We start from the raw sequence: 25,025 nt of genomic DNA, 5'->3' as shown, positions 1-25,025 counted from the left end.
TCAGAGACTTTCCACCACCTGCTGCCGCAGCCAACGCTGATCTTCCTTGTGACTATTACGTGGATGCCAGATTTGCACAAAATCAAAGCTCGGTACGACAAAAGGCAGCTCAAGGCGTTGTAGCCTCATTGATTCTGGCTGAGTCGCTACGACCCGGCTGGCGATCGTCAAAAGTAAATCCGTCCCCACCACCGCCTGCGGTGCCACCAGAAAGTGCGGCATAATTGCGACAATCCGTCGTCGAAGGCCCAATTCCGTCAGTGCCGCCTCCACTTCTCCCGCACTTTCGCCACGCATAGAAACCAGCAAATGCGGCTGAGCCAGATAATCATCTAGCGTTAGGCGCTTTTCATTCCCCAATGGATGATTCGCATCAGCAACACAGACAAAATGTTCTTCAAATAGCCTGCAACTGCTTAACCCAGCGGGCAAATGGGGAAACACACCCAGCGCCAGATCTAACTGCCCCGCAAGCACTTGCTCAACCATCTGCTCCCTGCTGAGCTGCACCACCACCAGATCGATGCCCGGAGCCTGCTGGCGTAACCGCTGAAGCAACCCCGGCAGCACAATGGCTGCACCATAATCAGATAACGCCATGCGAAAGCTTTGGCTAGCCTGCGCTGGAACAAATTGAGCAGAACCTACCAATTGTCGAACCTGCTCCAGGACCTGCTGCAAAGGTTCAACTAACTCAAGCGCCCGACGGGTAAGCTGAAAACCACCGGGCGCACGCACCAGCAACGGATCATCCAGCAAATAACGTAGCCGATTCAGCGCGTGGCTCACTGCTGGTTGGCTCATGTGCAACCGCGTAGCCGCTCGGGATACGTGCCGTTCACTGAGCAAAACATCCAATATAACCAGCAGGTTAAGATCTATGGCACGCAAATTATTCATGTAATGAATACTCACTAGATAAAATATCGATTATCAATCATTGAGTGAATAATGAATCATTTGACCGGTTAAGAGAACCTCAAGTTATTAACCGGAGAAATACTTATGACAACCACTGTAATCGATACCAATCATTCGCTCGATTTAGGGCTAAGCCACATTGCATTAGTGGTGAAAAATATTGATATCAGTCTGGATTTCTATCAGCGCTACGCCGGAATGACCCTGGTTCACCGTCGGGCAGGAGGCAAACCCGGTATGGAAGTAGCATGGATGACCGATCACAGTCGCCCCTTTGCTATCGTTCTAGTGCAATCTCCGGAGCTAAAAGACACAGCGTTAGGGCCTTTCGGACACCTCGGCGTTGCCTGCGCGAGTCGAGCACGAGTCGATGAATTGGTTGCTCTGGCTAGCGCAGAGGGTTGTCTGCGATCTGCACCGCAAGATTCCGGTGAACCCGTCGGTTATTGGGCGTATTTTGCCGATCCCGATGGCAATACGCTGGAAGTGTCATACGGCCAGCGCATAGAACTCACTGTTACAAACTCCCATAACGCATATAAATAAGCAAAATGAGTGCTAATGTTTAATAAATATGAGTTGTGTAATTAATTAACAGTTAAAGTAATCAGGCGCTTTAATAAGCGCCATTATTCGCGCCAATTAAAATCACTACCACGCTGATTTTTGCTCTTTAACTCTCATTTCTGTTGGCAATTGTTATAAATTGCTAACAAATGCTGTACATATTTTCCCTATCTCTTAGGATCGGAGTCAGTAACGGCTATCCGATAACGCTTAAGAGTAAAACTCATGGAACTTGAATACGAAAGTAAACGCCCGCTGTACATTCCCTACGCAGGGCCGATTCTGTTGGAATTTCCCTTATTGAATAAAGGCAGCGCCTTTACTGACGACGAGCGCAGCCACTTTAACCTGCATGGACTGTTACCTGAAGCAGTTGAAACTATTGAAGAACAGGCTGAGCGAGCGTATCGCCAGTACCAAGACTTCAAAAATGATGATGATAAACACATCTATCTGCGCAATATTCAAGATACCAACGAAACCCTGTTTTACCGCCTGTTGGAAGCGCATCTGAGCGAAATGATGCCCATTATTTACACACCAACGGTCGGGGAAGCCTGTGAGCATTTCTCTGATATTTATCGCCGTGCTCGCGGGCTGTTTATTTCCTATCCGAACCGCGATCGCATTGACGATATGCTGCAAAACGCCACCAAACAAAACGTTAAAGTCATCGTTGTGACCGATGGTGAACGTATTTTAGGTCTGGGCGATCAGGGCATCGGCGGCATGGGAATTCCCATCGGAAAACTGTCTCTGTACACCGCTTGTGGCGGTATCAGCCCGGCTTATACCCTGCCGGTAGTGCTGGACGTGGGCACCAATAACCCGCAACGCCTGAATGATCCGCTGTATATGGGCTGGCGTCATCCGCGTATTTCCGGCGACGAATATTACGAATTTGTCGATGAATTCATTCAGGCAGTCAAACGCCGCTGGCCAAACGTATTATTGCAGTTTGAAGATTTTGCCCAGAAAAACGCGACCCCACTGCTAAACCGTTACCGCGATGAGCTTTGCTGCTTTAACGATGATATTCAAGGCACCGCCGCCGTGACGCTGGGCAGCCTGATTGCCGCCAGCCGTGCCGCCGGTAGTCAATTGCGGGATCAAACCGTCACCTTCCTGGGAGCAGGTTCCGCGGGCTGCGGGATCGCAGAACAGATTATCGCGCAGATGATGTCCGAAGGCTTAAGTGAAGAAGAAGCTCGCAGCCGCGTGTTTATGGTCGATCGCTTCGGTTTACTGACAGATAAATTGCCAAACCTGCTGGATTTCCAAAGCAAGCTGGTGCAGAAAAGCGAAAATCTGCAAAACTGGGATTTGAAAAACGATGCTATCTCACTGCTGGACGTGGTTCGTCACGCCAAGCCAACGGTATTAATCGGCGTATCCGGCCAGCCGGGCTTGTTTACTGAAGAATTGATCCGCGAGATGCACAGCCACTGTGCGCGCCCTATCGTGATGCCGCTGTCGAACCCAACCTCACGGGTAGAAGCGCGTCCGGAAGATATTCTGAACTGGACGAACGGCGCAGCCTTGGTCGCCACCGGGAGTCCGTTCGCGCCGGTCAGCTACAAAGAGACTATTTACCCTATTGCTCAGTGCAACAACTCCTATATCTTCCCGGGTATCGGTTTGGGCGTATTAGCATCCGGTGCCCGTCGCGTTACCGATGGCATGCTGATGGCCGCCAGCCGCGCATTGGCCGACTGTTCTCCGCTGGCTATTCACGGTGAAGGGGCTTTACTACCGAATATCGATGATATTCAGGCTGTTTCCAAGAGTATTGCGATGCAGGTGGGTAAAGCCGCACAGTTACAGGGCGTGGCGACCGTCACCTCTGATAACGCGCTGGCGCAGGCTATCGAACATAATTATTGGCAGCCTCAGTACCGAACCTACAAGCGTACCTCATTCTAGTTTTACCTCAACCTGCCCTCGGGCAGGTTAATCTCTATCCAGTTAGAGAAATCCTTGCTTTTTAATGACAAAAATCAGCTTAACTGCCCTCGTCACGTCTTGCGCCGCCGTATCAGGTAAAGTAGCCTTGCAGATAACCCCAAGCATCGACGCAACCAAGGCCCGAGAATGTGGAAACGCCTGATTTTCAGCTTATTTATCATCGCAGGATTGCTGATGGCGTCGGCTATTGTGCTCGATCGTTGGATTAGTTGGAAAACCGCCCCCTATATCTATGATGAAATTCAACAATTACCTCATCGTCAGGTCGGCGTGGTGCTGGGAACGGCAAAATATTATCGTACCGGCGTCATCAATCAGTTTTACCTTTATCGTATTCAAGGGGCGATTAACGCCTACAACAGCGGCAAGGTAAACTACCTGCTGTTAAGCGGCGATAATGCGCAGCAAAGTTATAATGAGCCGATGACCATGCGACGAGATCTTATTGCCGCTGGCGTGGCTCCTGCAGATATCGTGCTGGACTATGCCGGTTTCCGCACGCTGGACTCTATCGTTCGCACCCGCAAGGTATTCGACACCAACGATTTTATTATCGTCACGCAGCGTTTCCACTGCGAACGCGCGCTGTTTATAGCCATGCACATGGGGATTCAGGCGCAGTGCTATGCGGTTCCTTCACCGAAAAATATGCTTTCGGTGCGAGTCAGAGAGATTTTTGCTCGCTTGGGTGCATTGACTGACCTCTATATTTTGAAGCGCGAGCCGCGTTTTCTTGGGCCACTGATTCCTATTCCGGCTGTGCATATCGTGCCTGATGATGCTCAGGGTTATCCTGCGGTATCACCGGAACAATTGGTCGAACTGGAACATAAGCTGGCAGCTGATAAGCGAGAGAAATAACCTGATCCGCGAGCGTGCCGCACCTGGGTGTTGAACAACCGAGGTAGTAACGGGGGAGTGCGGCGAGGGAATCGAAGTGGCGTATGCCGCCGAAGCGTCCCTCGCGGCGCCAGAACCAAGAATCTCAGTCGCCATAAACTGTATAAAAAAACAAAAGCCAGCCGGATGACTCCTGGCTGGCTTTTCTCTTAATCGAGACCGTCTTTCAATTAGCCTTTATTTCTTCTTGGCATATTTCAGTGAATCCAGCGCCACGGCGAAGATAATGATTCCGCCCTTAATAATGTACTGCCAGTAAGGGTTTACGCCGATATAGGTCAAACCGTAGTTAATGACCGTGAAAATAATAACCCCGGTGACCACGCCGAAGACCGTACCTACCCCGCCGCTAAAGGATACGCCGCCAACCACGCAGGCTGCGATGGCATCCAATTCATACATAAAACCGAGGTTGTTGGTGGCACTGCCGATACGTCCCGCTTCCAGCATCCCGCCGAAGGCGTAAAACACCCCGGACAATGCATAAATCATGATTAAGTTTAGCGGAACGTTAACCCCAGAAACTTTTGCCGCCTCTGGATTACCACCGATGGCGAAGATATTTTTACCGAAACGAGTTTTATTCCACAGCACCCAAACAAAGCCAATAGCAATCAATGCGTAAAACGTAATGTATGAGAGTTTAAAATCACCGAATCGCAGGAATCCCTGAGCAAATGAGGAAAACGCAGGATCGAAGCCGGCAATTGGAGAGGCGCCCACATAATCGTAATACAGGGAGTTGATTCCATAAACGATAATCATGGTGCCCAAAGTGGTAATAAACGGCGTGACGTTTAAATAGGCGATAATAATACCGTTAACCAAACCAATAATTGCGCCAATCAGACAGACAGTTAAAATAACGAATGGAATAGGTACGGTTTGTAAATCAGGGAAAACCTTATTCACATTATCCATCGCTTGTAACATAGTCGCGGCAACGACCGCAGCCAAACCGACCTGTCGTCCGGCGGATAAATCCGTACCCTGAGTCACAATTAACCCGGCAACGCCCAACGCGATAATAATACGTACTGAGGACTGAGTTAAAATATTACTTAAATTCATCAAACTTAAAAAAGTTGGGTCTTGGAAAATGATAATTGCCAGCAGCACCAGCAAAACTACATAAATCCCGCCCTCTTTAAGATAAGTGAGCAAGCTTTTCTTATTTAACGCATTCATAATAAGAACCTTCAACTAGATTAGAGGTGCAAGGATGCAAGACGCAATATTTCGTTTTGCGAGGTTTGCTTCGTTTCGACAATTCCCGCAACCAGACCGTTGCTCATAACCAGAATTCTGTCGGTGATCCCTAACAGCTCTGGCATTTCGGATGAAATAATAATTATCCCTTTTCCTTTTTTCGCCAGTTCGGTAATGAGCTGATAAATCTCAAATTTAGCCCCAACGTCAATACCGCGCGTCGGTTCATCCAACATTAATATTTCTGGTTGAGTCAATAACCAACGGCCAATAATCACTTTTTGCTGATTTCCGCCGGAAAGTGAGCCAATACTGGTTCTATGGCCGGGAGTTTTTACCCGCATGGCATCAATCACCCATTGGGTATCGCTTTTCATCCGGCTATTATCCAGCAGACCAAATTTATTTTTATAATTACGAATATTAGAAATCAGAGAGTTGAAACCAATATCCAGATACGCATAGATACCGGTAGAACGGCGCTCTTCCGTAACCAACGCAAAGCCATGATTAATCGCTTCGTTGGCACTGTTATTATTGATGGATTTACCGTGTAGTTTGATGGTTCCGCTGATTTTCTCGCGAATGCCAAAGAGCGTTTCGACGATATCCGTGCGTTTCGCCCCCACTAAACCGGCAATGCCGAGAATTTCCCCTTTATGCAGATCAAAGGACACATCGCGAATTGAAGGCTGACGCAGTGAAGTCAGATTTTTAACTTCCAGAATAACTTCGCCGGGTTTATTTTGCCGATCGGGGAAACGCTGGCTCAGAGAGCGCCCGACCATCATCGAGATAATCTTATCCATATCCAGGCCGACCAGCGGCTGGGTGGCGATCCATTGTCCATCGCGTAAAATAGTAATTTCATCACACAGCTGGAATATCTCTTCCATCTTGTGAGAGATATAAACAATGCCACAGCCGCGGTCTTTTAATTTACGGATAATGGTGAACAAATGGTTCACTTCTTTTTCCGTTAGTGACGACGTTGGCTCATCCATAATAACGATTTTGGCATTGTAGGAAAAAGCTTTGGCTATTTCGACCATCTGCATTTGCGATACCGATAGCGTAGCCACTTTATCACGCGGGTCGATATCAATATCTAATTCATCAAAAATCGCTTTGGTATCTTTGTACATTTTGTCTTGATCGACAAAAATACCTTTGGTTGGATAACGCCCCAGCCACATGTTATCCATCACCGTACGTTGTAATACCAGATTTAATTCCTGATGTACCATTGAAACGCCATGCTCAAGAGCTTCCTTTGAGCTTTTGAATTCTATTTCTTCGCCCTGGAAGATAATGCTGCCAGAGTCTTTTTTATAGATACCAAACAGACACTTTAATAGCGTTGATTTACCGGCACCGTTTTCTCCCATTAAGGCATGGATAGAATGCGGTCGGACTTTTAAATTAACGTTATCTAATGCCTTTACGCCCGGAAATGATTTATTAATATTACTCATTTCCAGCAACCACTCGCGCGGCTGTGCTGTATTAATATCGGCCATAGCTACACCTGGCTAAAAAACGGCTTCGCATCATTGGCGATCAAAACCGCTTTAAAATAAGGATACCTGATAAAACCCGCTGATCCGCCCGGCCCCCCTGAGCGAAACGGAGCAGCAGGTAATAAATACTTATTTGGTAAATTGAGCCAGATTGTCTTTATCTACGCCCACGTATGGAATTCGCACAACTTTATTTTCCACTTTCCATTTAGTACCGTCAGTCGCGTCTTTGCCTGCGGCCAGATTTTTTGCTAAATCAAAGGTAGCTTTTGCCTGATTATTCGCGTCGTTCAACACTGTACCGGCCATTTGCCCGGATTTAACCAATGCCAATGCTTCCGGTAATGCATCTACGCCAAATACTGGAATATTGGTTTTGTTGTGCGCCTTTAAGGCTTCAACCGCGCCCATTGCCATTGCATCGTTGTTCGCGATAACCACTTCGATTTTGTTGGCATTAGGACCAGACAACCAGGCATCCATCTTGTCTTTCGCCTGCGCGGTATCCCACATCGCGGTATCTAATTGAAGCTGCTGAGTTTTAATGCCTTCTTTATCATTCAGCGTTTTAATCACGTAAGTGGTACGCGCTTCTGCATCCGGATGGCCCGGCTCACCTTTCAGCAGTACATACTGAATCTGGCCGTCTTTGTTCAGGTCCCACGCCGGTGAGGCTTTCCAGTGTTTGGCTATCAGTTCGCCCTGAATCACACCGGATTCTTTAGAATCAGTACCCACGTAATAAGCTTTATCGTAGCTATCCAAAGCCTTACGAGAAGGTTCTTTGTTGTAGAACACGATCGGGATATCGTTTGCGCGGGCTTTATCAATCACGACCGGAGCCGCCGCAGGATCAACCAGGTTGATTGCCAGCGCTTTCACGCCTTTCGCCAGCAATACGTCGATTTGGTCATTTTGTTTAGATTGGTCATTCTGAGAATCATTCATCAACAGCGTGACGTCAGGCGAACCTTTGGCTTCTTTTTCAATGGCTTTACGCACAACCGACATAAAGTTGTCATCGTATTTATAAATGGTGACGCCAATGCGGGTATCTGCTTGAGCGGCCGCGCCAAACAGCATGCTAGCGGCCAGAGTGGCTAAAGTGAAAACCTTCTTATTCATTTGTATCTCCGGGTTTATGTAGGGTAGTACAGGGTGATAACACCGTTGCCTTAGCGATAATCGAAACCATCGGTCAGAGCAGCTGACAACTGAATATCTATCGTCCTTGACCTCACTCAACTCCGAAAAAGCTGTGTAAGTAGCCTGCCACCAGCGAACATATCAGTGCTTAACGGTCAGTTTCCCGAGAAAGCACCGCTTACCGCGAGTGAAGGCAAAACAACATCACACTATCTGCGGGGTCATTACCGGTAATTTGCCTTACCTCAGCGGTAAAATTGCGATCCAGGCAGAGAGAAAACGAATAAAGCATAGACGGGGCTTTGTTAATAATCTGTGAATTTTCTCACAGATTGAAAACGGTTACACAATAATAAATACTCAACTAGTGAGCGATGCCACAGTTTGGCAGGAAGTAACGGAGTGACGCGGAACCAACGTCGGCTGGAAGCAATAGCTGGCATTATCCTCTCGCGATTGACTGGCACCGGAGAGGGCTAATTCAGTAGCTAAAATTGCCATTGAAACAATAGGATAGAGAACCGTGGTGAGTTTTGGACTGGTATAGCGCGCAATAGGAATATCATCAAAACCCACTAGGGAAAACTGCTCCGGGACGATGATACCGTTTTCTTTTAGCACCGCCAGCGCCCCGGCAGCCATAGAATCGTTGTAGGCAAAAACCGCGCTCAAATTGAGATTGCGACTCAGCAAATCGATCATCGCCGTTTCTCCACCGGCCAAATCCGGCGTAGCGTAGGTACGCCAACTCTCCTGCGGGTAAACCCCTGCTGCTTCCAAAGCCTGAATATAGCCGTGCTGGCGCTGAATCACATCGTCAATGGGGTGGTTAGAACCAAGAAAACCAATGCGTCTGTGGCCGTGTTTCAACAGTAATCGGCTGGCCATTTGCGCACCGCTAACGTTATCCAGCCCAACGCAGCGTGATTCGTAGCCGGGAATGATTCGATTTATTAATACCATTCCGGGAATTTGATCCAAAAAAGCGATCAGTTCCGCATCATCTAACGCTTTGGCGTGAACCACCAAAGCATTACAGCGCTGGCGGATCAGCACTTCGATAGCATGGCGCTCTTTGTCAGCCTGATGATAGCCATTACCAATTAATACATACTTATCATGCTGTTGCGCTACGGTATCGACCGTTTTGACCAAGGCGCCAAAAAAGGGATCGGAGACATCCATGACCACCACGCCAATGGTGTCACTACTTTGGTTCGCGAGTGCCTGAGCATTGGCATTGGGGCGATACCCCAGCTCGGCCACCGCTTTAATCACTGCGGCCTGCGTGGCCGGACGGATCGCCGCACTTTTATTCAGCACTCGGGATACCGTAGCGAGAGAAACGCCAGCCAGTTTGGCAACATCACGAATAGTAATGGAATTGACTGTGGCCATAGAAACATCGCCCTGTGGTGAGGAAGGCAGCGCATTCATTCTGCATACTGCCGATATTGGCACTTATCCTAACCAGTTTAGGGTTGCGACTACGTGAAATACGTCACAGGAAAGAAAACGCTTACATACAAATTTTTAACTAACCAGCTTCAGTTTATTCATCAAGTAGATTACTTCTTACTATCAGTGCTCTCTGCCACCTGTCCACAGGCCTGTGCGGTCAACCTTCTCCACGCCCACTCGAGCGGCCCTTGTTTGAAACAGGATAACCATAGGTTAGAGAACAATAGGTTACATAACCAAACAGCCGGAACCACCGCTAATAATTGCAAGCGATCTAATTGCTGATACAGACCGAAACGGTAGAAAATGGTGATACAAATCAGCGTTTGTAGCAGATAGTTGCTCAGCGCCATACGCCCAACGTTGGCTAACCAGTGACTGATACGCAGGCGGGACAAACTGGGCCAAAAACCGTAACACAACGCCAGATAACCCAGCGTTTGCAGCGGCGCGCCCAGTTCCCGCGGCACTTGCAGCAAAAATCCGGTCCAGCGATATTCCCATTGTAGATGCCATTGCAGAGCGATAGCCGGGATTTGAATGACCAGTGAAAGCGGTATCATCCACGCGGCCTGTAGGCGATAGTGCAGCAAACTAAACTGCCCACGCAGCCAGCCGCTGCGCATTAATCCTGCGCCAAAGAGCATAAAGCCGGCCAGTTCCCAGCCGTATTGCGCGCCGATTGCTATCAAATTGGAAGACAATAAATCAACGCGATTTATCCACGCCTCACGGCCCCCCTGTAGCTTCCAGAACTGTTCGTACTGTAATTCCGCCGGTCCCGGCATCCAAAACTGCCCTGGCTCGCCGGTGACGATAAAACCGAGTAATAGCAAAACGCCGACGCCAATCAGATACAACACTCCGCCGGTTCTTAATAAGCTTTCAGCACTTTTAGCATCACGAATCATTCGCCAGCAAACTAAACCGATCAGACTATAGGCCAGCAGAATATCGCCGTCCCAGAAAAAAATTCCGTGAATTAATCCTAGCAGTAGCAAAATAGACAGCCGCGCCTGTATCCACCCTTTCCCCCGATGCAACAGCAATTCAATACCTGCGCCGAATAGAATAGCGAACATCGATAAGAATTTGGCTTGAGCAAAAATATCCAGAATTGCCCACGTCCAGGCATCAGACAGCGAAGGCATTCCCAGATAAGCGGGATTGAGATAGGCGGCCTTAGGCAGACCAAACGCGCTGATATTGAGGAGAAGAATGCCAAGAATGGCCAACCCTCTCGCGCTGTCCAAAGTTGCGATCCGTTGACGCATACTCGACATCCTGTTTAGCGGCACTTTAGCGTGCCGTCTCGTTCAATAAAGGAATTAGCTGCTATGGCGCACCGCGCGCAGGAATTCCTGCCGGGTGTTCTGGCTGGATTTAAATAGCCCGCCCAAAGAGGTGGTGGTGGTCGCGCTGGTTGCATCACGAATACCGCGTGCTTTAACACAATAATGCACCGCATCAATGGACACAGCCACATTATTGGTGCCTAACAGAGTTTGCAACGCCAGCAAAATTTGCTGAGTCAAACGTTCTTGTACCTGCGGACGTTGGGCAAAGAATTGCACAATACGATTGATTTTCGACAAACCGATCACGCTGTCTTTCGGAATATAGGCAACGGTGGCTTTACCATCGATAGTGACAAAATGATGTTCACAAGTGCTGGTCAAAGTGATATCCCGAACCGTGACCATCTCATCCACTTTCATTTTGTTTTCAATGACGGTGATTTTAGGGAAATTGGCGTAATCCAGACCAGAGAAAATCTCATCCACATACATTTTGGCAATGCGTCTTGGGGTATCGGCCAGACTGTCATCGGACAGATCGAGATTCAGTAGCTGCATAATTTCTGTCATATGCTCCTGAATGCGCTGTTTGCGCGTTTCAGAATCTAACACTTGTCCTCGTAACGGGGTTTCGAGACCACGGGCTTCCAATGCAGCATGGACCAATATTGCTTCTTTACTTAGCGATGACATTCTTCTCTCCAACAGGCTTACGCACCCGGCGGGAATAAACATTGATGCAGATCACGTCCGGATTTTGTGCCCCACTCTAGATGAGAGCGTGCAGATTATCCAGTGATTGTGTTTCATATCATGATGAAATAAGGGCAATATGCCCTTATCCACAGCGGTTTCAGATGCTTTATCTCCCCGAATTATCCCGTCGTTTTTTCTCCGGCGCGCGCCGCCGTATTGAACACCAAAGCCCCGGCCACAATCAGGGCGACGACCGCCACATACAGCGCAGGCTCTAGCCGGTGAGTTAACGCCGTGGAGGTCGCAGACAGCATTGGCCCGACTAATTGCCCAACGGCATAGCCCGTGGTGAGCAAACCGGCCATGTAGCGCGTGTGATTCGGTGCCAGCTCTCGCCCGTGCTGCAAAGATAGCTGCACCACACAGAGAAAACCGCCGCCGGTCAACATCGCGCCGAGAGCCAAACCGCTCACGCCCGGCACTAATTCAGCGCACAGAACCCCTAATGCCTGCACCCACAGCGTCAATGCCAGACGAGTTTGAGTCGTCAGACAACGACGCGTCAAAATGCCTAAGCCAATACCAACCACGGCTGCACCACCAAAAACCGGCCAGACAAACTGAGCGAACAGGCTGTCTGGAAAACGCGCGGCCGCCATTTGTGAGAGAAACGTCGCCGGCAAAATATAACCGAAACCGGCCAGACTGTAGCTCCAGACCAAACGCTTCAGCGCAGGCGTCAAAATCAACGGTTCCGCCGCTACCTGCGGGCGATGTAACTCCCCTGCTCTGGGTAAGTTGATACTGATCGCGCCAATCAGCACCAGCGCCAACACACCGTAAACCAGCCAAGCCTGCGATGCCGTTAACCCGTAGCTATGAATTACAACGGCCAGTATACCGCTAATAAAAATACCCGCTCCCGGCCCGGCAAACACCGCAGCGCTAAAAGCCGGGCGACCATAGTGCGCCAGTCGCTCATTAGTCCATGCTGCCACCAACACCATTGACCAGCCGCTGGCCCAACCGATAGCGAAACGCACCACACCGTGCCACCACGGGCCTTCTATTACGGCGGAGAGCAATGTCAGCGTCACTGCGCCCCATACGCCCAGCCACAGGCGACGCTCAACGTAACGATTGGCTCGCATCGCATCGTAGGCACCACACAGGTAACCCAGATAGTTGAATGCCGCCACCAGCCCCGCGCCGGTCAGGCTGAACTGATGTTCAGCTATCATGAGAGGAACCTGCGGCGTAAAAGCAAATCGGCCAATCCCCATTGCTACCACTAATGCCAGAAACCCACTTAAAGCGATTCTTAACGCCATGACTCTGTTCTGCCTGTTCCCAAACTGCCGGTTAAAAGAAAGTTGCTAATATCATGCCTCAGCATTAGAATCACAAAAAATGAATAATACTCATGAAGTTCATCACAAAAAGAGAACAGTAATGGATTTAACCCAACTCCGCATGTTTTGCTGCGTAGCGGAAACCGGTTCGGTAGCCAGAGCGGCGGAACAGATGCATCGCGTGCCGTCGAATCTAACCACCCGCCTGCGCCAGCTTGAGGTTGAGCTGGGTACCGATCTGTTTATCCGTGAAAAGCAGCGTCTGCGCCTGTCGCCGATGGGCCATAATTTTCTCTGTTACGCCAACCGTATTCTGGCGTTGAGTGAAGAAGCCATGCGTATTACCCATGCCGGTGAGCCTGCGGGCAATTTTCCATTGGGATCGATGGAAAGCACCGCAGCCACGCGTTTACCCAACTTACTGGCCGCTTATCATCAACGCTATTCTCAGGTTTCACTATCGCTGAACACCGGCACTTCCGGCGAAATTATCGAACAGGTACGCGCCGGTACGCTGGCTGCGGCATTGGTCGATGGTCCAGTTCACCATGAAGAACTACATGGCTGCCGATCTTTCGAAGAACAATTAGTGATCATCTCATGCCTGGATCACCCGCCGATCAGTCAGGCCAAAGACGCTGTGGATGAAACCCTATTTGCCTTCCGCCCCAGTTGCTCCTACCGTTTAAGGCTGGAGTCATGGTTTCGACAGGCTGGCGTGCTGCCTGGCACTATTCTGGAAATCCAGTCATATCACGCCATGCTGGCCTGCGTTGCCAGCGGTGCCGGTCTGGCGCTCATACCCCATTCAGTACTGGCATTACTACCCGGCCACGAACGGGTTCGGGTACACCCGTTACCCCCTGAATTTGCCGATACCGCCACCTGGCTTATCTGGCGAAAAGATGCCTTCAGCCCGAACGTTCGCGCACTGAAAGAGCTGATTATTGAGCAAATTGAAACCACTGCAAAACCCGTAACTTAAAACGTTAACGCAACAAATAGTATACATAAAAAGTCAATTTACATAACACTATCGTGAAAAACCGAGGAGCAACACCATGGAGATGATCAAAACCCGCGCCGCCGTCGCATGGGGGCCGAACCAGCCGCTATCCATTGAAGAAGTGGACCTGATGCCACCGCAAAAAGGCGAAGTGCTGGTGCGTATCGTCGCCACTGGCGTTTGCCATACCGACGCTTACACCCTGTCTGGCAAAGATCCCGAAGGCGTCTTCCCGGCGATTTTAGGCCACGAAGGCGGCGGTATTGTTGAGGCCGTGGGCGAAGGCGTCACCAGCGTCGCCGTGGGCGATCACGTCATTCCGCTGTACACCCCAGAATGTGGAGAATGCAAATTCTGTCGCTCCGGCAAAACCAACCTGTGTCAGGCGATTCGCGCTACTCAGGGCAAGGGTTTGATGCCAGACGGTACTACCCGCTTCTCTAAAAATGGTCAGCCTATTTTCCATTACATGGGCACATCGACTTTCTCCGAATTAACCGTCGTACCGGAAATTTCGCTGGCGAAGATTAATAAAGAAGCGCCGCTGGAAGAAGTCTGCCTGCTAGGCTGTGGCGTCACCACCGGCATGGGTGCGGTAATGAACACCGCTAAAGTACAACCGGGCGATACGGTGGCAATATTTGGCCTAGGCGGCATCGGTCTGTCCGCCATTATCGGCGCACAGATGGCTGGCGCAGGTCGTATTATTGGTATCGATCTCAACACCAGTAAATTCGATCTGGCCCGCAAACTGGGCGCCACGGATTTGATTAATCCAAAAGATTATGAGAAACCGATTCAAGACGTGATCGTGGAGCTGACCGACGGCGGCGTAGATTTCTCCTTCGAATGTATTGGCAACGTTAATGTTATGCGCTCGGCGCTGGAATGCTGCCACAAAGGCTGGGGCGAATCGGTGATTATCGGCGTAGCCGGTGCCGGTGAAGAAATTTCCACCCGTCCATTCCAGCTGGTTACCGGCCGCGTATGGCGTGGCTCTGCGTTTGGCGGCGTAAAAGGACGCTCCCAGTTGCCGGGCATTGTGCAGCAATATTTAGACGGTAAATTCCAGCTGAACGACTTTATTACTCATACTATGGGTCTGGAGCAAATCAACGAAGCCTTTGATTTAATGCATGAAGGTAAATCTATTCGCAGCGTGATTCACTTTAATAAATAAAGCCAGGAGGCAGAGCAGACATGCATACGTCAATTGAACTTCTCGAAGAGCATCGGATGTTTGGCGGCTGGCAGCAGCGTTATCGCCATATATCCCGCAGCCTGAATTGCAACATGACATTCAGCATCTATCTGCCACCACCGCGTGATGATAATCCGCCGCCGGTGCTGTACTGGCTGTCTGGCCTGACTTGCAACGACGAAAACTTTACTCTGAAAGCCGGCGCGCAGCGTATTGCAGCCGAGCTGGGATTGGTACTGGTGATGCCGGATACCAGTCCTCGCGGCGAAGACGTACCGAATGACGAAAACTACGATTTGGGTCAGGGAGCAGGTTTCTACCTGAATGCCACTCAGAAACCCTGGTCAGCGAATTTTCGTATGTACGATTATGTCAGCGAAGAGTTACCGGCGTTAATTCGCCAACACTTTAGCGTTAGCGAACGGCAATCTATCAGCGGGCATTCAATGGGCGGCCACGGTGCCTTAATGCTGGCATTGCGTAATCCACAGCAATATCAGTCAGTATCTGCCTTTGCTCCTATTGTTAATCCTTGTCAGGTTCCGTGGGGGCGTAAAGCATTCACAGAATATCTTGGTGAAGATGAAACAAAATGGCTGCAATATGATAGTTGTCATTTACTGTTTAACAGTGACCAGCCGCTGCCGATTCTGGTCGATCAGGGCGATGGCGATCAATTCCTGGCCGATCAGCTACAGCCAGCCAAACTGGCGGAACTCGCGCGCCAAAAAGACTGGCCGCTCACGCTACGCATTCAGCCTGGTTATGATCACAGCTATTTCACCATAGCGACATTTATTGAAGATCATCTGCGCTTCCACGCTGAGTATCTGCATAACTAAGTCGCTCCATTGGGGAATAATTTTTATTCCCCAACTAATCATTCCTCCTCTGTCATTATATTTCGTTTCAATGCCCTTCCCCTAGGCGATAAATATTAATTTATTTTTGCCATTTTATTGGCCAATCCTGCTTATAGCCCCTCGGGTTTATTGGTTTTATTGAATTACGCCTCATTATTTTCAATCGCAATAAATATTCCTTCATAAACACCTAACTAACATGACGAACGTTATTTTTATCACCATTTATTTTCTTCGCACTTGATCATGCCATCAATGAACATGGTGAATACGAAGCGGTATGTTTTAAGAAACGCTGTAATACTGAAGTAGCGATCGCGGCCAAATTTGGCACTCCGACGCCAATGTGTTTTCTATTAAAAAATTCCTGATAGAACAGGAGAATAAAGGATGGCTGCGGAAATTGCTTTTTAAGCATCACTAAAATAAATAAGAACCTAGCCATCTTATATTCGTAATAGCCAGGTTCTGATGTGGCATTTTTAGAAGCCAGACCCTGGCTGCAGAAGAAACGCCTGTTCTTCCGCGCTGGAAACTCGCCCGAGAATATGGTTACGGTGTGGATAACGCCCAAAGCGGTCGATAATTGCTTTATGCCGCAGCTCATACTCCAACTGGTCGCCATTATTAAGCTCGGTATACAACACTAAAGCCTGCTGATGTATCTTCTGTGATTCCGAATGCATAAACGGCAAATAGAGGAACCCGCGCTGTTCCGGCGTTAATTGCCCGGTTAAGCCAGTATGAATGGCTTCTTGCGCCAGCACCAGGGCCATACCATCGCAGGAGAAAGAAGCGGGCGTATCGCGGAATAAATTTCGGCTAAATTGATCCAAAACGATGATTTCTGCCAGTCGCCCGTCGATAGTTTGTCGCCATTCCGCCAGTTCGCCCTTGGACGCCGCCTGCCAGACCGCGCCAAAACGTTTGTGTAGCAAAGCATCGAAATCATCGCTTTTTGTAAACCAGAATGCCGGGTCTATTTCATTAAACCAGAAATCCAGAATCTGTTGGCTATTCATATGTGCTCCCGTTTATCCCCTGATGCGCTGCTCCGAGTGTGACGTCGCCGGTCCCTTTGCCGGTCAATTCATTCACCCTCTTGTCGATCTCTGCCATAATAGCCGCCCTCACCCTTTTTGATTGGATATTTTACCGCCGGTGACTGACTTACCCGCCGGAATGTCCTGACCACGGAGTCCAGCATGGATCACTGTAACACCTCGGATTTAATTTCTCTGGAACAGGCGCTGAAAAAAATGCTGTCGCAGGTTACTCCGCTCACAGAGACGGAAAATATTCCGCTGACAGATGCCGCAGGCCGGATTACCGCCAGCCCAGTGACTTCCCCCATTAACGTTCCTCCTTTCGCCAATTCGGCAATGGACGGTTACGCCGTACGCAGTCATGAGGTGAATGCCCAAACTGCGTTGTCCGTCGCTGGGAAAGCCTTTGCCGGGTCGCCATTCCACGGTGAATGGCCCGCCAACAGCTGCATTCGTATTATGACCGGTGCGCCGGTTCCGAGCGGTGCCGACGCGGTCATTATGCAAGAGCAGGCCAGCGTAAGTGAACAAGGCGTGTTATTCACCGCCCCGGTAAAAGCTGGGCAAAATATTCGCCTGGCGGGGGAAGATATCCAGCAAGGTGCCAGCGTGTTCCCCGCAGGAGTCAAACTGGGCGTAGCCGAACTGCCCCTGTTAGCTTCCCTCGGCATTGCCAAATTGCAGGTCATGCGCCAGTTGAAAGTCGCCATATTTTCTACCGGTGACGAGCTACAGGCCGTAGGCCAACCGCTGGCAGAAGGCCAGATTTACGATACCAACCGTTTTGCCGTACATTTAATGCTACAACAACTGGGTTGTCAGGTTATCGATTTAGGTGTGATCCCAGACGATCAGGAAGCTTTGCGCCACGCCTTCCGCCAGGCTGATGAAGCGGCTGATTTGGTAATCAGCAGCGGCGGTGTTTCCGTAGGTGAAGCGGATTACACCAAACAAATGCTAGAAGAACTGGGCGACATCGGCTTCTGGAAACTGGCAATCAAACCGGGTAAACCTTTCGCTTTCGGCAAACTGAAGAACGCCTGGTTCTGCGGCCTGCCAGGTAACCCGGTTTCTGCCGTTGTGACTTTCTATCAACTGGTGCAACCGCTGCTGGCTAAACTGGCCGGACAGACTTCATGGCAACCGCCGCTACGCCTGACTGCAACGGCGATTACGCCATTGAAAAAATCGCCGGGACGACTGGATTTCCAGCGTGGGATTTTCTCCCGCGGTGCCGACGGTAAGCTGGAGGTCAGCTCCACCGGGCATCAAGGCTCGCATGTTTTCAGCGCCTTCAGCCAAGGCAACTGCTTTATCGTTTTAGAACGGGATCGAGGTTCGGTCGCCGTTGGAGAAAGCGTAGACATAGAGCTATTTAACGGCTTGCTGGGAGGCTGATATGCTGCCGGAACTTTCAGATGCTGAAATGCTGCGCTACAACCGGCAAATTGTCCTGCGCGGTTTCGATTTCGACGGTCAGGAAAAGCTTAAAGCCTCACGCGTCTTGGTCGTCGGGCTAGGCGGTTTAGGCTGCGCCGCCGCGCAATATCTGGCGGCGGCGGGCGTTGGGCATTTAACGCTGCTGGATTTTGATACCGTGTCTTTATCAAATTTACAGCGCCAGATTCTGCATCGGGATGACCGGATCGGCATGAGCAAAGTCGCGTCTGCGCGCCTGACTTTAGAAGAAATCAATCCGCATTTGAGCGTGGCTACGTTGGATCGCCAACTGGATGATTCGCAGCTCTCAGCCGCTATCGCCGATCATCATTTAGTCCTGGATTGCACGGATAACCTGGCAATTCGCGAACAACTAAACCGCCTGTGCTTTGTTCAGAAAAAGCCACTGGTTTCCGGCGCGGCGATTCGAATGGAGGGGCAAATCAGCGTATTTACCTATCAGGACGATGAGCCGTGCTATCGCTGCCTGAGTCGTTTGTTCGGTGATACCCCCCTCACCTGTGTGGAAACCGGCGTCATGGCCCCATTGGTCGGCACTATAGGAAGTTTACAGGCAATGGAAACCATTAAGCTGCTTAGCGGTTACGGCGAGGTACGCCGTGGTAGGCTTCTAATGCTGGACGCCATGACGCTGGAATTCCGCACCATCAAGCTGGCGAAAGCACCTCACTGCGAAGTCTGCGGTAAAAACTAAGCGTTAGGCTACGCCAGAAAACAAAAAGGCTGATGCATTTGCACCAGCCTTTTTTAATTTCAGCGCTAATCGATATTAATTAAGACTGAATACCTTGGCTACGCAGATAGTCTTCGTAGTTACCGGTAAAGTCGTGGATTTTGCCTGGAGTCATTTCAATCACACGAGTCGCCAGTGAGCTAACGAATTCGCGGTCATGGGAAACGAAGATCAAAGTACCTTCATACATTTCCAGCGCCATATTCAACGCTTCAATGGATTCCATATCCAGGTGGTTAGTTGGTTCATCCATAATCAGAATATTTGGACGCTCCATCATCAGCTTACCAAAGAGCATTCTGCCCTTCTCACCACCAGACAGCACCTTAACTTTCTTCTTGATATCGTCCTGGCTAAACAGTAAACGACCCAGAACACTGCGAACCGCCTGCTCGTCGTCTTTTTCCTGTTTCCACTGACTCATCCAGTCGAAGACCGTTAGGTCAATGTCGAAATCGCTGGCATGATCCTGCGCGTAATAACCGATTTTGCTATTTTCAGACCACTTAACGCTGCCGGAATCCAGTTCAGTCTCGCCAACCAGACATTTCAGCAATGTGGTTTTACCAATACCATTCTGGCCCAGAATCGCGACCTTCTCGCCAACTTCCACCATCAGCTTCAGATTTTTAAACAACGGGCCGTTGTCGAAACCTTTAGTAATAGATTCCACTTCCAGCGCGTTACGGAACAGTTTCTTTTCCTGATCGAAGCGAATGAACGGGTTCTGACGGCTTGAGGCCTTAACTTCATCCAACTGAATTTTATCAATCTGACGGGCACGGGAAGTCGCCTGTTTAGATTTGGAGGCGTTGGCACTAAAGCGGCTAACGAAAGACTGCAACTCGGAAATCTGCGCTTTTTTCTTAGCATTATCAGACAACAGACGTTCACGAGCCTGAGTGGCCGCAGTCATATATTCGTCGTAGTTACCTGGATAAACCCGCAGTTCGCCGTAGTCCAAATCCGCCATGTGGGTACACACCATGTTCAGGAAGTGACGGTCATGGGAAATAATGATCATGGTACTGCTACGTTCGTTCAGCACCTGCTCTAACCAACGGATAGTATCGATATCCAGGTTGTTGGTTGGCTCATCGAGCAGCAGAATTTCCGGGTTGGAGAACAGCGCCTGCGCCAATAGCACACGCAGTTTAAAGCCCGGTGCGATTTCGCTCATCAGGCCATAATGCTGTTCTACCGGAATACCTACGCCAAGTAATAATTCACCTGCTCGGGCTTCTGCGCTGTAACCGTCCATTTCACCGTAGGCAACTTCCAGATCGGCGACTTTATAGCCGTCCTCTTCGCTCATTTCGGCCAGACCGTAAATGCGGTCGCGTTCTTCTTTCACTTCCCACAGCTCGCCATGACCCATGATCACGGTGTCGAGTACGGTATTGTTTTCAAAGGCGAACTGATCCTGACGCAATTTACCCAAACGCTCGTTTGGATCGAGGAATACGTTGCCTGCGCTCGGTACTAAATCGCCACCGAGGATTTTCATAAAGGTTGACTTGCCGCAGCCGTTAGCGCCGATCAAACCATAGCGGTTGCCGCCGCCAAATTTTACAGAGATGTTTTCAAACAGCGGCTTACTGCCGAATTGCATGGTGATATTGTTAGTACTTAGCACAGAGCTTGCTCTCGATTGGATTACTGAATAGGGGGAGATCAATATTAGAAATATGTGATTCGGCGCGCATTATGCCACAATATGGCCGCAGTATCGCCCTTCGTTTGCACAATTTCCCATCGCCCGCCGAGAATGACGCTTTTAGTCACCGCTTTCCTGTCCAGAAACCGTCATGAATAATATCGGCTGTCTGACGGTTAATCGCGTAAAACGCGCCATCGGCACACAGCCATGCACAGCAATAATTGCTGAACTTTATGTCGTAGGCACGGGAGCGACGGGGATCGGGGTGGCCATTATTGCCGGAGCAGGATTAACCGGTGTCGGCTCAACGTAACCCACAACGCGGGAAATGGTGGGATAAAGTGCGCGCAGCTTCATTTCGATATTATCGATGGCGGTGTGAGCCTTGATCACAGAAATAAAAGGCAGCACGATACAATTGAAACTGACTACGATACCAACGTCGGTATTTCGCGCTTTGACATCCTGAATCCCTCGCAAAATGCTGTCCTGCTGCGTTAAACGCTGTAAAGCCTCGCGAATCATCGTCAGTTCTTCTTCCGCTACATCTTCCGTGCTGAGCAAGTAGTTTATCTGCGGTTCAATATGAATATCGACTTCAGTTTCTCTGCCCAAATCGTTACGGATAGCCGATTTCATCGCTTTAGCCACCACGTCGGCCTGAGTCACGCTGAAATGCGCTGGCACTTCTAAATCCAGGCTAATACAGGTATGGCTAGTTAACTGCTGCAAAGTTAAATTATGAATGGCTACGTCATTATTGGCGGCGATAACCCGTAAATGAGTCGCCATATTTTCATCGCTTCTTTTCTTCGGCGTAGCCAATAGGGTTATTTCAGCCTCGCTATAATCCGCCGCCAATTGTTCGGAAATATGCCTTTTTAACCGATCGATACGTTCCAAAGATAACGTTCTGCATACTACGATAGTCACTTCGATAAATAGCATAGCTCCGGCATCGCGCACCCGGCATTTAGCTACGCCAAGCACTTCCGGGAAACGCGTCAATGAACCGGTAATTTCGTACTGTATTCCTTCGGGCGCGGTATCAATTAAGGTATTAAACGAGCGTTTTCCTAATTTGATTGCCGTCACCAGAATAAACAGCGCGACTACCATAGCCGCTACCGCATCGGCTTTTGGATAGCCTAATAAAACAAATACCATGCCCAGCAACACCACTCCGGACGACATCATATCGGAGAGAAAATGCAACGCTCCGGCTTCTAGCGCAGCGCTATTTGTTTCCGCTGCAACTCGTCTTAACGCGCGAACCCGGTAGAAATCAATCACCATTGCAATAAGCAACGTCGCAATAACCGCTGGCGCAGCGATAATGGGCTGAGTTTCCCCCCAGAAATGTTTCCATGCCTCGACGGCGATCCAGCCCGCCGCCATTACCAACAGTAGAATCTCAAACAGAGCCGCCATATTCTCGACCTTTCCGTGACCAAAATGGTGATCTTCATCGGCAGGTTTATCGCTCACGCGCACCGCACACCAGGTAATAGTTGTAGCAATAAAGTCCGTCAGAGAATGAATTCCCTCAGAAATCAAACCAATACTTCCGGTAAATATGCCCACGACAAATTTACCAACCGAAAGTAACCCGCTGGCCACCATAGACTTCAAGGCAACGTCTTGTTTTTCATTTTGCATGTCGTACTCACTTAGCGACGGCTGGATTTACATCGACCGATTTTGGGCATAAAAAAATCTCCCGCCCTAGGCCGGATGCTTTAACTTTAGTAATTCAGTTAATAAGAGAAATGCGAATGATTAACTTTTGCGCAGCCTCTTCTCTTTATTTTTTCGAGCCTTTCAGCCGATGTAACAGGCTCCATATAAAGGCAACGACTATTATGCTACCTGAGAACACCAGTAATATCCGATAAAAAGTTTCCTGACTTTCTCCCGTATCCAGATTAATCTCGTAAATACCGACAGAAATCATAAAGGTGGCATAAAGAATGCCGATAATATAAAAGACCATAACCACCTTCCTTGTATATTTTATAAAATAAATCCGAGCTTTACCTGCTTTATTTTATAAAACACTTATTCACTTACTTCATTGACAATGATAATCATTAAGCATGCTCATCCTTCCTGCACATCCTACATTTTTTGCAGGAAGGATGCTTCTAGGCAAAATCATACCCTTTGCTGTTATTCATCCCATTTCGCACTCATATAAATGGCCACAAAACCCAATACGCTGATAATTCCAAGAAACCACATAAATACCGTCATGTTATTCATAACAAACCTTTGTTTGATCTAATCTATAATAATCCCCTTAATATTTTTACCAAACAATATGTTGCGATGACCACCTCCTCAATCCCTTTTTACGTTAGCCGCGAATAATTGATTTATCCGCGGCTACATCTTTATTAAAAACGCTGCACTGGTACTCAGAAAATTGACCATTTCTGTACTCATATACAAGCGCAGCGTTCCGTCGTCATACCCACTCTTTGGTTATATATTCAAAACAACTTGCGCGATCTTGAAGTAGATAATCAGCCCCGTACCATCAATAAAAGTGGCGATAAAGGGCGCTGAAACTACCGCAGGATCTATTCCGGCTTTTTTGAGCAGCATCGGAATAATGGATGAAACAAAGGCGCTCCAAATAGTAATAGCGACCAATGCCAGACTAACGACTAACGTAACGTCCATTCCCACGCCCATAATCCACGCGCGAATCCAAGCAGCACCACCGATGGTGACAGCAATCATTAATGAGGTCGTGACCTCTTTTTTGATCACATTACCGATATTACGCAGACTGACTTCCCCTAATGCCATAGCGCGAATCAGAGTAGACGTAATTTGCGTTCCACTGTTACCACCGGTACCAATCAGCAATGGAATAAAGAATGCTAATGCAATAACTGCTTCCAGCTGTTCTTCAAACGCTTTAATTACCGTACCGGTATAAGCTTCGGCCACAAATAACATCAGCAACCACGGACAGCGCTTTTTCCATAATTCCCACGGGCTGGTACTTAAATAAGGCTTATCCAAAGGCAAACTGGCACCCTGGCGCTGGGCATCTTCGGTGTTTTCATCTTCGATCAGACGAGCAATTTCTTTTTCGCCCAATACTCCAACCAAATTCCGATTAACCAAAACTGGCACCACATCTACGCCGCCTTTATTTAATAGATGCGCGACATCATTACGCTCATCGTCAGGGGAAACATGGAAAAAGGTTTGGTTCATCATGGTGCCGACCGGGCTGTTCGGTTCGATGGATTGCAGTAACTTCTTTACCGACAGCACGCCGCACAGGTGATAATCATCGCTGGTGACAAATAATTGAGAAGGAATTTCATCCGTCTGAAGCTGAGAAAGCAAATAGTCACAGGCTTCCTTAGCGGTCAGTTTTTCAGAAATAGTAATAAAATTATCGCTCATATAAGCCGCGACGGATGCATCTTCGCAGACATCGGCGTTGGTGTTGAGCTGAGCATTATTGTGTGATAGTGAGTTAATCATGATTGTCCCTATATCTGTTAAGACTTCAACAGTGATCGCATAGGGGCGGTAACCAAAGAGGGAGTGCAGACTGCCTATCTCCGCGTCCAGGTTTTAGCACTATACAACGTATCTGATAGAGTCATCAGAAGTTACTTTGGGCTAAACCTTAATCCGATAAAGCCTGTCTTAACCTTGGGCATCTCTCGATGTCGTCAGATCAGTAACCTGTGTTTGTATAGGAGCCTCGCCAAACGAGATACTGCATTTTTATTGCGCAGGGATTAAAGCACGCCTTTTTTGAAAAGTTCTCAGCTTTCGCCAGTTGTTTAAGAAATATTTAGAAAAAAACAGCAATACAGCGCCATCAGATAATCTTTAATATAAATTGATTGCGGGAATCGAGCGTAATTCACCGATGTATATCCAATGGCGGGATAATAATAGAATCTGGCAGAACCATTCCCCCGTAGATAGTGCGACAGAATAAAGCCTCTTCATTCGTTGATATTTTGGGGAGAACGCCTGAAGGCT

Annotated in this window: 22 protein-coding genes and 1 riboswitch; of the genes, 8 read left to right on the top strand and 14 right to left on the bottom strand. The window is 48.9% G+C overall.

What is annotated here, in order from left to right:
* Entirely contained in the window at positions 1 to 900 is a 900-nt protein-coding gene (locus DBA33_RS06745) for a LysR family transcriptional regulator (RefSeq protein WP_120805969.1), read from the bottom strand.
* A gap of 105 nt (positions 901 to 1,005) precedes the next feature.
* Here DBA33_RS06745 and DBA33_RS06740 point away from each other — a divergent pair, with 105 nt between their 5' ends.
* From DBA33_RS06740 to sanA, 3 genes are all read left to right on the top strand, one after another.
* Positions 1,006 to 1,467, top strand: coding sequence for a VOC family protein (locus DBA33_RS06740; protein WP_120805967.1), 462 nt, complete (start codon positions 1,006 to 1,008; stop codon positions 1,465 to 1,467).
* A gap of 246 nt (positions 1,468 to 1,713) precedes the next feature.
* Complete coding sequence (locus DBA33_RS06735) at positions 1,714 to 3,411, top strand: NAD-dependent malic enzyme (protein ID WP_120805965.1); 1,698 nt, start codon at positions 1,714 to 1,716, stop codon at positions 3,409 to 3,411.
* A 168-nt stretch (positions 3,412 to 3,579) separates the two neighbouring features.
* The gene (sanA, locus tag DBA33_RS06730; protein WP_064512726.1) at positions 3,580 to 4,314 is read left to right on the top strand and encodes an outer membrane permeability protein SanA; all 735 of its coding nucleotides are present in this window, start codon (positions 3,580 to 3,582) and stop codon (positions 4,312 to 4,314) included.
* A 216-nt stretch (positions 4,315 to 4,530) separates the two neighbouring features.
* Here the strand turns inward: sanA and mglC are convergent, their stop codons facing one another.
* The 7 genes from mglC to DBA33_RS06695 all read right to left on the bottom strand — a co-directional run bounded on the left by mglC (position 4,531) and on the right by DBA33_RS06695 (position 13,014).
* Complete coding sequence (mglC, locus tag DBA33_RS06725; protein WP_049596609.1) at positions 4,531 to 5,541, bottom strand: galactose/methyl galactoside ABC transporter permease MglC; 1,011 nt, start codon at positions 5,539 to 5,541, stop codon at positions 4,531 to 4,533.
* A gap of 20 nt (positions 5,542 to 5,561) precedes the next feature.
* Positions 5,562 to 7,082 (bottom strand): galactose/methyl galactoside ABC transporter ATP-binding protein MglA, encoded by a 1,521-nt coding sequence (gene mglA, locus DBA33_RS06720; RefSeq protein WP_120805963.1) that lies wholly within the window; start codon positions 7,080 to 7,082, stop codon positions 5,562 to 5,564.
* Positions 7,083 to 7,211: 129 nt separating this feature from the next.
* The gene (gene mglB, locus DBA33_RS06715; RefSeq protein WP_064512723.1) at positions 7,212 to 8,207 is read right to left on the bottom strand and encodes a galactose/glucose ABC transporter substrate-binding protein MglB; all 996 of its coding nucleotides are present in this window, start codon (positions 8,205 to 8,207) and stop codon (positions 7,212 to 7,214) included.
* Positions 8,208 to 8,588: 381 nt separating this feature from the next.
* The gene (gene galS, locus DBA33_RS06710; RefSeq protein ID WP_064518199.1) at positions 8,589 to 9,626 is read right to left on the bottom strand and encodes an HTH-type transcriptional regulator GalS; all 1,038 of its coding nucleotides are present in this window, start codon (positions 9,624 to 9,626) and stop codon (positions 8,589 to 8,591) included.
* Positions 9,627 to 9,796: 170 nt separating this feature from the next.
* The gene (gene yeiB / locus DBA33_RS06705; protein WP_120805962.1) at positions 9,797 to 10,963 is read right to left on the bottom strand and encodes a DUF418 domain-containing protein YeiB; all 1,167 of its coding nucleotides are present in this window, start codon (positions 10,961 to 10,963) and stop codon (positions 9,797 to 9,799) included.
* A gap of 54 nt (positions 10,964 to 11,017) precedes the next feature.
* Positions 11,018 to 11,680 (bottom strand): GTP cyclohydrolase I FolE, encoded by a 663-nt coding sequence (gene folE, locus DBA33_RS06700; protein ID WP_049596613.1) that lies wholly within the window; start codon positions 11,678 to 11,680, stop codon positions 11,018 to 11,020.
* 182 nt (positions 11,681 to 11,862) lie between these two features.
* Complete coding sequence (locus DBA33_RS06695; RefSeq protein WP_064512719.1) at positions 11,863 to 13,014, bottom strand: YbfB/YjiJ family MFS transporter; 1,152 nt, start codon at positions 13,012 to 13,014, stop codon at positions 11,863 to 11,865.
* Between the two features lie 121 nt (positions 13,015 to 13,135).
* Here DBA33_RS06695 and DBA33_RS06690 point away from each other — a divergent pair, with 121 nt between their 5' ends.
* The 3 genes from DBA33_RS06690 (at position 13,136) to fghA (ending at position 16,084) form a co-directional block, all read left to right on the top strand.
* Positions 13,136 to 14,020, top strand: a complete 885-nt coding sequence (locus DBA33_RS06690; RefSeq protein WP_064512718.1) for a LysR family transcriptional regulator — start codon at positions 13,136 to 13,138, stop codon at positions 14,018 to 14,020.
* A 76-nt stretch (positions 14,021 to 14,096) separates the two neighbouring features.
* Entirely contained in the window at positions 14,097 to 15,221 is a 1,125-nt protein-coding gene (locus DBA33_RS06685) for an S-(hydroxymethyl)glutathione dehydrogenase/class III alcohol dehydrogenase (protein WP_162975174.1), read from the top strand.
* A gap of 20 nt (positions 15,222 to 15,241) precedes the next feature.
* A complete protein-coding gene (gene fghA / locus DBA33_RS06680) occupies positions 15,242 to 16,084 on the top strand; it encodes an S-formylglutathione hydrolase (protein WP_120805960.1) in 843 nt (280 codons plus the stop codon).
* A 503-nt stretch (positions 16,085 to 16,587) separates the two neighbouring features.
* On the opposite strand, the gene DBA33_RS06675 is transcribed toward fghA, so the two are convergent.
* Positions 16,588 to 17,127, bottom strand: coding sequence for a DUF924 family protein (locus DBA33_RS06675; protein WP_064512713.1), 540 nt, complete (start codon positions 17,125 to 17,127; stop codon positions 16,588 to 16,590).
* A 183-nt stretch (positions 17,128 to 17,310) separates the two neighbouring features.
* On the opposite strand from DBA33_RS06675, the gene moeA reads away from it, so the two are divergent.
* Positions 17,311 to 18,549 (top strand): molybdopterin molybdotransferase MoeA, encoded by a 1,239-nt coding sequence (gene moeA / locus DBA33_RS06670; protein ID WP_064512711.1) that lies wholly within the window; start codon positions 17,311 to 17,313, stop codon positions 18,547 to 18,549.
* A gap of 1 nt (position 18,550) precedes the next feature.
* On the top strand, positions 18,551 to 19,306 hold the full coding sequence (gene moeB, locus DBA33_RS06665) for a molybdopterin-synthase adenylyltransferase MoeB (protein WP_162975173.1): 756 nt from the start codon (positions 18,551 to 18,553) through the stop codon (positions 19,304 to 19,306).
* A 79-nt stretch (positions 19,307 to 19,385) separates the two neighbouring features.
* On the opposite strand, the gene DBA33_RS06660 is transcribed toward moeB, so the two are convergent.
* The 5 genes from DBA33_RS06660 to DBA33_RS06645 form a co-directional block, all read right to left on the bottom strand.
* Positions 19,386 to 20,981 carry an ABC-F family ATPase gene (locus tag DBA33_RS06660; RefSeq protein WP_071889709.1) on the bottom strand — a complete coding sequence of 532 codons (1,596 nt, stop codon included), beginning with the start codon at positions 20,979 to 20,981 and terminating at the stop codon, positions 19,386 to 19,388.
* Between the two features lie 255 nt (positions 20,982 to 21,236).
* Positions 21,237 to 22,664: a cation diffusion facilitator family transporter gene (locus DBA33_RS06655; RefSeq protein WP_120805958.1), complete on the bottom strand. Its 1,428-nt coding sequence runs from the start codon at positions 22,662 to 22,664 to the stop codon at positions 21,237 to 21,239.
* Positions 22,665 to 22,809: 145 nt separating this feature from the next.
* Positions 22,810 to 22,998 (bottom strand): hypothetical protein, encoded by a 189-nt coding sequence (locus tag DBA33_RS06650; protein WP_064512703.1) that lies wholly within the window; start codon positions 22,996 to 22,998, stop codon positions 22,810 to 22,812.
* Positions 22,999 to 23,174: 176 nt separating this feature from the next.
* Positions 23,175 to 23,258, bottom strand: a complete 84-nt coding sequence (gene mgtS / locus DBA33_RS20625; RefSeq protein WP_338063273.1) for a protein MgtS — start codon at positions 23,256 to 23,258, stop codon at positions 23,175 to 23,177.
* Positions 23,259 to 23,489: 231 nt separating this feature from the next.
* Positions 23,490 to 24,512, bottom strand: a complete 1,023-nt coding sequence (locus DBA33_RS06645) for a magnesium transporter (RefSeq protein ID WP_064512702.1) — start codon at positions 24,510 to 24,512, stop codon at positions 23,490 to 23,492.
* A gap of 71 nt (positions 24,513 to 24,583) precedes the next feature.
* A riboswitch (M-box (ykoK) riboswitch) is annotated at positions 24,584 to 24,757 on the bottom strand.
* Between the last annotated feature and the right edge of the window lie 268 nt (positions 24,758 to 25,025).

Source organism: Yersinia sp. IP36721, from assembly GCF_003634395.1.
Lineage (GTDB): Bacteria > Pseudomonadota > Gammaproteobacteria > Enterobacterales > Enterobacteriaceae > Yersinia > Yersinia entomophaga.
This window is presented reverse-complemented; position numbering and strand designations above follow the sequence as displayed.